9 protein-coding genes are annotated in these 8,257 nt (G+C 54.6%); 8 read left to right on the forward strand and 1 reads right to left on the reverse strand.

What is annotated here, in order from left to right; all coding sequences use genetic code 11:
• Positions 1-150: 150 nt before the first annotated feature.
• The 8 genes from IM317_RS05190 to IM317_RS05225 all read left to right on the forward strand — a co-directional run bounded on the left by IM317_RS05190 (position 151) and on the right by IM317_RS05225 (position 7,180).
• Positions 151-1,113, forward strand: coding sequence for a hypothetical protein (locus tag IM317_RS05190; protein ID WP_033145548.1), 963 nt, complete (start codon positions 151-153; stop codon positions 1,111-1,113).
• Complete coding sequence (locus tag IM317_RS05195; RefSeq protein WP_033145549.1) at positions 1,113-1,700, forward strand: hypothetical protein; 588 nt, start codon at positions 1,113-1,115, stop codon at positions 1,698-1,700. The genes IM317_RS05190 and IM317_RS05195 overlap by 1 nt, the downstream gene beginning before the upstream one ends.
• Positions 1,701-1,709: 9 nt before the next feature.
• On the forward strand, positions 1,710-2,180 hold the full coding sequence (locus IM317_RS05200; protein ID WP_033145550.1) for a GNAT family N-acetyltransferase: 471 nt from the start codon (positions 1,710-1,712) through the stop codon (positions 2,178-2,180).
• 12 nt (positions 2,181-2,192) lie between these two features.
• On the forward strand, positions 2,193-2,633 hold the full coding sequence (locus IM317_RS05205; protein WP_033145551.1) for a GNAT family N-acetyltransferase: 441 nt from the start codon (positions 2,193-2,195) through the stop codon (positions 2,631-2,633).
• Between the two features lie 145 nt (positions 2,634-2,778).
• Entirely contained in the window at positions 2,779-3,774 is a 996-nt protein-coding gene (locus tag IM317_RS05210) for an alpha/beta fold hydrolase (RefSeq protein ID WP_033145552.1), read from the forward strand.
• 44 nt (positions 3,775-3,818) lie between these two features.
• Positions 3,819-4,559, forward strand: coding sequence for a response regulator (locus tag IM317_RS05215; RefSeq protein WP_033145553.1), 741 nt, complete (start codon positions 3,819-3,821; stop codon positions 4,557-4,559).
• Positions 4,556-5,854: an ATP-binding protein gene (locus IM317_RS05220; protein WP_033145554.1), complete on the forward strand. Its 1,299-nt coding sequence runs from the start codon at positions 4,556-4,558 to the stop codon at positions 5,852-5,854. Before IM317_RS05215 ends, IM317_RS05220 begins: the two co-directional genes overlap by 4 nt.
• Positions 5,855-5,989: 135 nt before the next feature.
• Positions 5,990-7,180, forward strand: coding sequence for a cytochrome c biogenesis protein/redoxin (locus IM317_RS05225; RefSeq protein ID WP_033145555.1), 1,191 nt, complete (start codon positions 5,990-5,992; stop codon positions 7,178-7,180).
• Positions 7,181-7,184: 4 nt separating this feature from the next.
• Here IM317_RS05225 and tam read toward each other — a convergent pair whose 3' ends face one another.
• A complete protein-coding gene (gene tam, locus IM317_RS05230; RefSeq protein WP_033145556.1) occupies positions 7,185-7,943 on the reverse strand; it encodes a trans-aconitate 2-methyltransferase in 759 nt (252 codons plus the stop codon).
• Positions 7,944-8,257 lie beyond the last annotated feature (314 nt).

An 8,257-nucleotide genomic window follows, 5' to 3' on the forward strand; every position in this document is an offset into this window, starting at 1 on the left:
TTCTTTTGTTTGTGTTCTGGTATTTTCACTTCTACCACATTCTATTTAGTTGCGTTGAAACTTATTTACTACCAAAATTTTGCTCTGCATAGCGCTCGATTACCGTCAGATTAGTTGGGTTAACTTACCCATCCACATAAGGAGTAATGTATGGTTTTGCCTGGAATGAATCCTGAGAAAAATCTACCGGGATATGATTATGCGCGCATAGCAGGCTTTGGAGCTGCAGATTTCGATTTCAAAGCACTGGGTTCCGCAATGGACTGTAATCGCGAATTCGCTCAGGCCGGGATCATTTATTCTGATGGTGCTCAACGCTATCTGGTTCGCTCTGGTCAGCGTCATCCCAATGGTCAAAGTGGTATCGTAACTCACGTAATTGTAACTAAAGCGAACTCACAACCATCCGCCTCTAGCGTAGGTAAATCCTTGACTGATGCTGTGGCATCTACATCTATGGGAACTGAACTTGCATCGACGGTACTATCATGTGGGGCGATGATCATCACTGGAGGTGTGATGCTTGCCGGCACGGCGGCAACCCCCCTTACTGCAGGAGGAAGTGGTGTTTTGGTAGCGATTGGCTACGCAGGAACCCTTGCGACCGGGTTGCAATGCGTTAACGGCCTTTATCGTATCTATGATTTGGTTGAAAACGGTGGCGGTAATGTTGCCTGGCTCGATACGCAAGAATGGTACGTCGCCACCTCAACTTCACTGGATGTAATTTCGTTAGCAAGTGCAGGAGGGGCGCTAAAAGAAGCAGTTACCACCTGGCGTGCAATGAAATCTATATCTTCCTTGAAAGCCACTGAGTGGTTAAAAAGTTATCCTCGTCAGGATCGCGCTCGTTTGACCGAATTGATAATTCGCGCGCAAAACCCCGGTATAAGCAACAAGGAAATTAAGGCACTTATACGCGCTGGTCTTTATCCGAAACGATTTCCAACCGGGCCTGTTCAGGTAGAGCTCACTCGACAACTTGGGCAAGTGGTTACAAGTGCCGCAGCATTGGCCGGGAGTGCTGTGAGTGGCGTTATTGCAGCGCCCAGTAATTTACCACAGACCGGTAAATACATTATCGGTACCATTCAGTCACTGGCGGTATTCTGATGAAGTTTTTGAGTTTTTTAACCGGACGGGTTTTCCAGGATCTCCTGCAGCATGGTAAAGAGATAGAGGAGGCTATTGGTCAGCGTGATACCCGTCTCTTGAATTATTCCACGCCAGAGCTGGAACGGTATTTTTCGCGTCCTCTCAGCGAGCTTCCGCGTCAAAATCCTTATCCGGTAGCGGTGCTGTTACCTCTGTTTTTAGTGGCGTTTGCGTTAAACCTTCTGCCTTTTCTCAGCGCGTTGCAGGGGTTATCACCTTTACATCATGCATTGAGCTTTTTCGTACCATCATTGACGATGACAGGCGCGCTCATTGTGATAAGCGTACTCCTGGCTCGTGGGAAGACGTCGGGATTGTTGGGGTTTAGGGCGTTGTTCATCATTCTGCTGATAACGACCCTCGTTCAGGTTTTACATATCCTGCTTTCGCATGACGGAGGCCTTTGGCCGCTGGTCATCGCATCCTTCGCACTGTTATTTTGTCGGGTGGTGATGAACAGCAGCGGCTTTGTGCTGTTTACGCTCTATTGTCGTACTCAGCGTCTTGCCAGACTGGCACGGGAAATGCGACTAAAAAGCCGTTAAAGAGGGGTTATGACTTTACGAAAAGCTAAGCCACAGGAAGCCGAAATACTCTGGAATATTCGCAATCAGGCGATTCGTCACGGCTGTAAAACCAGTTACGACGCCGACGTCATTGCGCGCTGGACGCCGGATCTCATGCCCGAACACTATCGGCAGATGGTCATTGAATACCCTTTTTACGTGGTGGAAGATGAAACGGGCGACGTTGCGGCGACCGGCTATCTGGATCTGGATACCCACTGTCTGGAGGCGATATTCACCTTGCCCGCGGCCTTCGGTAAAGGCATGGCGACCCGAATTATCGAGGCGCTCAAAAATGAAGCCCGTAGCCGGGGGATAACCCGCCTGAGGCTGGATGCAACCCCTAATGCCCAGTCGTTTTATCAGAAGCTGGGGTTTGTCACGCTGCGCGAAAACTATCATCACTCGCGTATGGCAGGGGCTGATTTACGCTGTTTTGAAATGGCGATCGACTTGTAATGTGAGGAACACATGGCTGTCACGGTAAGACCTCTACGTGAAGACGATTATTCCCAATGGCGACCGCTGTGGGATGGCTATACCCATTTTTATGACTGTTACCTCGAGGAATCCGTCACCGCATCGACATGGGAAAGGGCGCTCTCAGCGCATTCCTCGATGTTTTGCCGCGTGGTAGAAACGGATGAAAAGGTCATCGGTTTCGCGATGTGCATTCTGCACGAAGGAACCTGGTCAACGGCCCCCGTTTGCTACCTGGAAGATCTGTTTGTTGATGCCGACGAACGCGGGGCGGGAGCCGGTAAGGCGCTCATTGATGCTCTGATTGAGGAAGGCAAGCGCGAAGGGTGGTCAAAACTGTACTGGGTCACCCGGGAGAATAACCCGGCGCGAAAACTTTATGACAAATACGGTCAAGCCGACGATTACGTCCGCTATCGCATCACCCTTTAAGGCGACAAGGCCTGGGTTTGTATCACACTGTATCTGCATCGCTGGTACATACACAGGCTTGCAATAAACCCGCTTTCGCACATATCCGCTATACATTGCCGTGTTGTTATATCCCCGTGAACTGTACTCAACCGGAGATACCAACATGTTTAGCAAACTCGCGTACTCAACTCTCGCACTGACCGTTTCTCTTGGCACCGTGATGTCCTGTCAGGCTGAAGTCACCGGCACAAATTTCGCGGCAGCCTTTGATCATCCACAGCAAATTAACGCCGGCGATCTGAATGTCGGTTATGTCGACATCGGCCCGAAAAACGGCCAGCCGGTTATTTTACTGCACGGCTGGCCTTACGATATTCACAGCTACGCCGACGTCGCCCCCGCGCTGGCGGCAAAAGGCTATCGGGTGATTGTGCCTTCTCTGCGCGGCTACGGCACCACGCGCTTCCTGTCACCCAAAACGCCGCGCAACGGCCAGCCTTCAGCCATGGCGAAAGATATTGTGAACCTGATGGATGCCCTGAATATTAAGCAGGCGGTATTTGCAGGATATGACTGGGGCGCTCGTACGGCGGATATCGTTGCGGCGCTGTGGCCAGAGCGCGTTAAGTCACTGGTGTCGGTGAGCGGGTATCTCATCAGCAGCCAGCAGATTGGCAAACAGCCGCTGCCGCCAAAAGCGGAACAGCAGTGGTGGTATCAGTTCTATTTCGCTACCGCGCGCGGTGCTGAAGGCTATGCCAAAAACACGCATGACTTCGCCCGTTTGATCTGGTCTCAGGCCTCGCCTGACTGGAAATTTAGCGATGCTGTCTTCAACGCCAGCGCCAAATCCCTCGATAACCCGGATCACGTCGCGGTGACGCTCAGCAACTATCGCTGGCGTTTAGGGCTGGAAAAAGGCGAGCGCAAATACGATAGCTACGAGCAAAAACTCGCTACGCTGCCGAATATCACCGTTCCAACGATCACCATCGAAGGTGGGAACAACGGTGCGCCGCATCCAGCACCGCAGGCCTACGCGGGTAAATTTACCGGTAAATATGAGCACCGCACCTTCGGGGCAACCGTGGGGCACAATCCGCCTCAGGAAGATCCGCAGGATTTCGTCAAGGCCGTCGTTGACGCGGACAAGCTCTGAAATGTGCTATTTTCAGTACGTTACCCTTCGGTCTGGAGATTTCGGTGGAGCATATTGATCATATCCTTGTCGTCGATGACGACAGGGATATTCGTGAACTGATTGTCGATTATCTCGTTAAGTCTGGCTATCGCGCGACGGGCGCGGCCAACGGCAAAGAGATGCGCGTCGTGCTGGATAAACAGCATATCGACCTGGTTGTGCTGGATGTCATGATGCCCGGCGACGACGGGCTTACGTTATGTCGAGAGCTACGCGTCGGGAAATATAAAGATCTGCCCATCCTGATGCTGACGGCCCGCAACGAGGAGACGGACAGGATCCTGGGTCTGGAGATGGGCGCGGATGACTACGTGGTGAAGCCGTTTGTCGCCCGCGAACTGCTGGCGCGTATCAAAGCGATTTTACGGCGTTTTCGCACGATGCCGCCCAATTTGCAGGTGACAGAAGCCGGGCGGCTGGTGATGTTCGGTGAATGGCAGCTCGATACCGTTGCCCGTCACTTAATCGATCCGGAAGGGGTGATCGTCGCGCTCAGCGGGGCGGAGTATCGCCTGCTGCGCGTTTTCCTTGACCATCCTCAGCGTGTGCTGACCCGCGATCAGCTGCTCAACCTGACGCAGGGGCGAGACGCCGAGCTGTTTGAACGTTCTATCGACCTGCTGGTTAGCCGGGTTCGTCAGCGCCTGAACGAAGACGCCCGCACGCCCGCCTATATCAAGACCGTGCGCAGCGAGGGCTACGTTTTTACCATGCCGGTGACCATCAAAGAGGCTAACGAATGACGCTCTGGCCACGCTCGCTGCTGGCCCGCTTGCTGCTCGTCGTGCTGTCCGGCCTGCTGCTGGCCAACGCCCTGAGCCTGACGCTGGTCATGATTGAACGAATGCACAGCGCCAGAACGGTGATGCTCGGTAATCTGGAAAACGACGTCGCAACCAGCGTCGCCATTTTAGACCGCTTACCGGCCAGCGAACGCGCGGCCTGGCTGCCGAGGCTTGAACGGGGCAACTACCGCTATATACTGGGACCGGGAGAGCCCGGCAACGCGCCGACGGATAAGCGTTCGCAGGACGCCATCCGAACCTTAAAAGCGACGCTTGCGTCACAGTACCCGCTCAGCTTCACCGCCGTTCCCGGTGCCGTTTCACACATCCAGGCGCATCTGACGTTACGCGACGGCGCGCCGCTGACCATTGACCTGATCCCACGCATGCCGCCGGTCGCCAGCTGGCTGCCCGTAGTGCTGATCCTGCAGCTGCTGTTGCTGGCTGCGTGCGGCTGGATTGCCGTGCGGCAGGTGGTGCGGCCTTTTTCACAATTTACCCGCGCGGTGGATTCGCTGGATCCGGCGGCCAGCACGCCGATGACGGAGAAAGGGCCGCTTGAGGTGAAGCGTGCAGCGCATGCCTTCAACGCGATGCAGGCGCGCATTCAGTCTTATCTCCGGGAGCGCGCGCAGATCCTGGCGTCCATTTCTCACGATCTTCAGACGCCGATTACCCGCATGAAGCTGCGCGTTGAGATGGCAGGGGAACCTGAACTTCGCGACAAGCTCCTGAACGATCTCGATAGCATGACGCGTCTTGTTCGCGAGGGTATAGCGTATGCCCGGTCATCAGAATCCCTGGAAGAGACCCCGCTGAAGCTGGAGCTGAACGCCTGGGTCAACAGCATCGCCTGCGATTATCAGGACATCGGTAAAAACGTGCAGCTTCAGGCAAACGATACCCGCTTGCCGATCGTTACGCGTCCGCAGGCGCTTCGTCGGGTGATGACCAACCTGCTGGATAACGCCCTTAAGTTCGGTGGGTATGCCGTTATTGCCATTGATAATTCGTCTTCCGAAGAGGTGGTGATTCATATCACTGACGGCGGACCGGGAATACCCGATGACGAGCTTGAGGCGGTATTACAGCCGTTTTACCGGGTGGAAACATCGCGCAACCGCGATACCGGCGGAACAGGACTCGGACTGGCGATTGCCGCGCAGCTCACCGCTCAGCTGGACGGAAAGCTCAACCTGACGAACCGGGCCGGAGGCGGACTGGATGTCTCCATTACGCTACCGCGCCGTTAATTGTACGGCTTTGTATCTCCCGGCCCGGGTGATACAGAGCCAGACAAAACCTGCGTTTTTACACATATCCTGAACACATCCGCACGATGAAATAGCCTCACTGCAGCGTCGCAGGACTTGTATTGTGAGGTGTCTATGTTTCTGGTAATCGCTTTTCTGGGCGGGATGATAAGCCTGCTCAGTCCATGTACGCTCCCGGTTATTCCACTCCTTTTCGCCGGTTTTCAGGGACAGCGACGACATATTCTGGCCCTGCTGGCGGGGATGATCGTGATGTTCACCCTGGTGGCGATGGCCGTCACCGTCGCCAGCGAGTGGATCGCAGAGGCAACCATCGTCGGGCGCTGGATCGCTCTCGTTATTCTGGCCACGGCCGCGCTGGCCTTAATTTTTCCGTCATTCGCCCAGCGTATTGCGGGTCCGGCCGTCAGCGCGGGAAATGTCCTGAACACCCGAAGCGGGCAAACGCGCGGTATGGCATCGGCTTTTCTGGCCGGGCTTGCGGTGGGGCTGCTCTGGTCTCCCTGCGCCGGTCCCATACTGGGCGCCATTTTCAGCATTAATATCGCGGGCCACTCGGCCATAGCGACGGGCGCGCTGCTGGCGGCCTATGGCAGCGGATGCGCGCTGATGTTAAGCCTGCTCGTTTTCGGCGGGCGCACGCTGATGGCGCCGCTAAGAGCAAAATCGGCGCTGATGGAAAGGCTGCGGCAGGGGGCGGGCGTAGCGATGCTGGCGGCTGTCGTATTCAACGCGACGGGAATGACTTCGCTTCTGACAGGAGCAAACGGCGTTGCGGACCGTCTGGAGACAACACTCCTGACGCTGGCGAAACCCACAGCCGCGCCGGTGAAGCTCCAGCCGGTCGTGATGACAGAGCCCAGCAGCCAGCTGCCTTCATTAAGCGGGGGAACAGGGTGGATAAACGGTGACCCTGTCACGTCTGAATCCCTGCGAGGGAAGGTGGTGTTGATTGATTTCTGGACCTGGGATTGCATTAACTGCCAGCATACGCTCCCGCACGTGCGGGACTGGGCCACGAAGTATCAGTCGCAGGGGCTGGTCGTGATTGGGGTTCACACGCCGGAATATCCCTGGGAAAAACCGCTCGCCTCGGTGAAAAACGCGGTAAATAAATGGCAGCTGCCGTACCGGGTGGTGACGGATAATAACTATCAAATCTGGAACGCTTTCGGGAACCAGTACTGGCCAGCGCATTACTATTTCGATGCCAAAGGCCAGCTACGCTATACCGCCTTTGGCGAAGGAGATTATGCGCAGCAGGAAAAGGTCATTCAGCAGCTGCTGAAAGAAGCCCGGTCATAACCCGTCAGGGCTGGCGTTGCGCCACGATAAACAGCCGCGGAAAAGCGAGCAGTATCTGCCCATTTTCCTGGAGCGGATACTGCTCTTCCAGCAGTTCATGGTAGCGTTTCAGGAAACGTTTCTGCTCGCTCTCGTTAAGTTCCTGGAGCCACGGGCGCAAGCCGGTGGCGCTTACCCAGTCAATTATGGCCTGGTGTGAGCTCATTTTGTGGAAATAGGTTGTCCGCCAGATATCCACGTCACAGCCCGCCTCGGACAAGATATCGTAGTAGGCATGCACACCCGGGAGAGGTTCGCGGCCGCGGTCAGGGTAGTCTTGTTCCAGCGCCACTTCGCGCATCGCCACATGAGTAGGTTCAAGCCAGTTGTCAGGCATCTGGATTGCTAATACGCCGTTAAGCGTGAGTAAAGAAACGAGATGAGGTAGGAGATCGTAATGGTCAGGAACCCATTGCAGCGAAGCATTGGCATAAATCAGGTTCAGCGGTTGGCCAGGCTTGTACTGGCGGATATCGGCCTCAACAAAATGGCAGTCAGGCAATGCGGCTCTTGCTTCCTCGAGCATTGCAGGGGAGTTGTCGACCCCGGTAACGCGTGCCGAAGGCCAGCGATGCTTCAACAGCGCGGTGCTGTTTCCCGGCCCGCAGCCTAAATCAGCGATGGTGGAGACCTCATCCAGAGGAATTCTGGCGAGCAGTTCAGCGGCAGGACGCGTTCTTTCCGCGCCGTACTGCAGATAAAGAGAGGGATTCCAGTCGGCCATTTTGGTTCTCCGTTTAGCATGCTTCTGCAAGAGTAGCACAGCATTAAGAACAGAGATAATAGGAGAAAAAATAGAAAAAGGAAATATTACCCCTTAAATACTTAAGGGGCAATACTTTAATTGTAATTATTTTATGATTATCGTTTTTTAATATTTTATCGGCTAAGTGCTTCTTACGCTCTGTACCCGAAACTATAAATATTAGATAATCATGAATGGATATATCCCTGGTGTTTCGTAGGTCTTTGACCTCCTGGCCACTGAGTTTCACGAGGACTTAGTGGCCGGGTACTTTTTAAGTATAAGGAATACCA

Origin of the sequence: Enterobacter cloacae complex sp. S3, from assembly GCF_014930495.1 — a bacterium.
GTDB lineage: Bacteria > Pseudomonadota > Gammaproteobacteria > Enterobacterales > Enterobacteriaceae > Enterobacter > Enterobacter asburiae_B.

Excerpts from the sequence above, each read along its gene's own strand:
- IM317_RS05190 (WP_033145548.1), top strand. The coding sequence starts at position 151 with ATGGTTTTGCCTGGAATGAATCCTGAGAAAAATCTACCGGGATATGAT.
- IM317_RS05195 (WP_033145549.1), top strand. The coding sequence starts at position 1,113 with ATGAAGTTTTTGAGTTTTTTAACCGGACGGGTTTTCCAGGATCTCCTG.
- IM317_RS05200 (WP_033145550.1), top strand. The coding sequence starts at position 1,710 with ATGACTTTACGAAAAGCTAAGCCACAGGAAGCCGAAATACTCTGGAAT.
- IM317_RS05205 (WP_033145551.1), top strand. The coding sequence starts at position 2,193 with ATGGCTGTCACGGTAAGACCTCTACGTGAAGACGATTATTCCCAATGG.
- IM317_RS05210 (WP_033145552.1), top strand. The coding sequence starts at position 2,779 with ATGTTTAGCAAACTCGCGTACTCAACTCTCGCACTGACCGTTTCTCTT.
- IM317_RS05220 (WP_033145554.1), top strand. The coding sequence starts at position 4,556 with ATGACGCTCTGGCCACGCTCGCTGCTGGCCCGCTTGCTGCTCGTCGTG.
- IM317_RS05225 (WP_033145555.1), top strand. The coding sequence starts at position 5,990 with ATGTTTCTGGTAATCGCTTTTCTGGGCGGGATGATAAGCCTGCTCAGT.
- tam (WP_033145556.1), bottom strand. The coding sequence starts at position 7,943 with ATGGCCGACTGGAATCCCTCTCTTTATCTGCAGTACGGCGCGGAAAGA.